The organism is Moorena sp. SIO3B2 (genome assembly GCF_010692525.1).
Lineage (GTDB): Bacteria > Cyanobacteriota > Cyanobacteriia > Cyanobacteriales > Coleofasciculaceae > Moorena > Moorena producens.
Window position 1 is genome coordinate 1 of record NZ_JAAHHE010000815.1, and the last position, 1644, is coordinate 1644.

At 39.7% G+C, this 1644-nt stretch carries 1 protein-coding gene and 2 pseudogenes; all 3 read left to right on the forward strand.

Annotated features, from left to right (window positions below; genetic code table 11):
* Positions 1-261, forward strand: a pseudogene (locus F6K38_RS41370) (glycosyltransferase); the annotation flags it as partial.
* A 229-nt stretch (positions 262-490) separates the two neighbouring features.
* Positions 491-1300 (forward strand): hypothetical protein, encoded by an 810-nt coding sequence (locus tag F6K38_RS41375; RefSeq protein ID WP_008179278.1) that lies wholly within the window; start codon positions 491-493, stop codon positions 1298-1300.
* Positions 1301-1370: 70 nt separating this feature from the next.
* Positions 1371-1644 (forward strand): annotated as a pseudogene (locus F6K38_RS41380) (KpsF/GutQ family sugar-phosphate isomerase); the annotation flags it as partial.

Genomic DNA, 1644 nt, shown 5'->3' on the forward strand with positions numbered 1-1644 from the left:
AAAGATACGAAGTTAATCCACTATACGAACCTCTACACTCAACCCTGGAAGTATACCAATCATCCCTATGGAGATCTATGGTTTCAGTACTTTAACGAAGCTAGGGATTGCGGTTATATAACCCAAAATGATATTGATTTAAGCCTTGTTCGTTCCTACGTCAGGCGTGATTTACTAGAGGGAAATTTCTCAACCATGGCTCGGGAAATAGCTTCTTTAAAAAGGGCGATTAAATCCGTTAAAAAAACTAGTTGGTTTTAAGTAAGCATTCAGCGGTCAGCGGTCAGCAGTCAGTGGTCAGCAGTCAGCGGTCAGCGGTCAGCTTTGTGGCACAGGCTTCTAGTTGCGTAGGGTGCGTGATAAGACGGGCTCGCCCCCATTTTAAGCCTCGTAGCCAGTGTTAGGTTGCTGCCCGTAACGCACCACCGGGTCAAACAGTATGCATTGAGATGCACCCGGTCATCTCAAAGTCGTGATGGAGTAATTGGAGATGAATAAAAAATTTATTGACTACGATTTATTACACTCATTAAACAAAGATTTTTTCAGATTAAAATATCCATTTCCATGGTTAAATTTAAATCATTTTATAACTTCAGAAGGATTTAAAGAATTAAATCATAATTTTCCTAATTTAAACTATTTTGAGAAGCACAAATCTATAAAGCGAGTTTATGATCAAAAACCCCATGACCGCTACTATCTTGCCTATGAAAAATCTAATTATCACTTGCATAAGCGCAAAAACAAAGGTATAGTTCAACTCAAACAATTACCTGAAAGCTGGCAGAGGTTTCTGGAAGAGTTAGAAACTAACTTGGACTATCAAAATTTTATCAAGTCCCTGTTTGAAGTTTATGATTTCCGAGTTCGTTATGCTTGGCATGTAGGAGTGACCAACTCTGAGGTTTCTCCTCACACAGATGATCCGAAGAAAATTGGTACTCATATTCTATATTTCAATACCAGTGAAGACTGGAATCCTGATTGGGGAGGCTCTACCCTGGTACTGGGTGGCAAACTAACTGACGCCATGAACCCAGATTTTACTGACTTCACAACCATTACACCAACTCAGTTTTTGGATAATTTTAGCTTTATCTTCAAAAACACTCCAAATGCTTGGCATGGTGTCAAACCCCTCACTTGTCCTCAAGGCAAATATCGCAGACTATTTAATATTATCTTTGAATTTTCAGGCCCTAAGCGCCAGCTGCCTCAGTCTGCATTACAATCTGACTCACCTGTTCCATGGCCTAAAAAACTGGTTAATAAAATAATTCATAATTTAGATGGTTAGCCAGTTAAATTATTAGCTATATTGCTTTTTTGCGGGATGTAATTTGATTAGAAAAAATCTATAAAAACCTATGCTTTCCCTAATGGAAAAAACTTGCTTTTCACAGGTTGTTGAAAGGCTAAAAATTGAAGCTGATGCAATTACTCTAGCTGCCAATCGACTTCAACCTCAGGAAGTTGAGCAAGCTGTTGAGCTTTTAGCTAATTGTCGAGGTAAGGTGGTATTGGTGGGAGTTGGCAAGTCAGGAATTGTAGGGCGTAAAATTGCTGCTACCTTGACGAGTACGGGGACTCTAGCAACCTATCTACATCCAGGGGATGCTATGCACGGTGACTTAGGGAGCG

Coding starts and splice junctions, on each gene's coding strand:
- F6K38_RS41375 (WP_008179278.1), top strand. CDS start 491: ATGAATAAAAAATTTATTGACTACGATTTATTACACTCATTAAACAAA.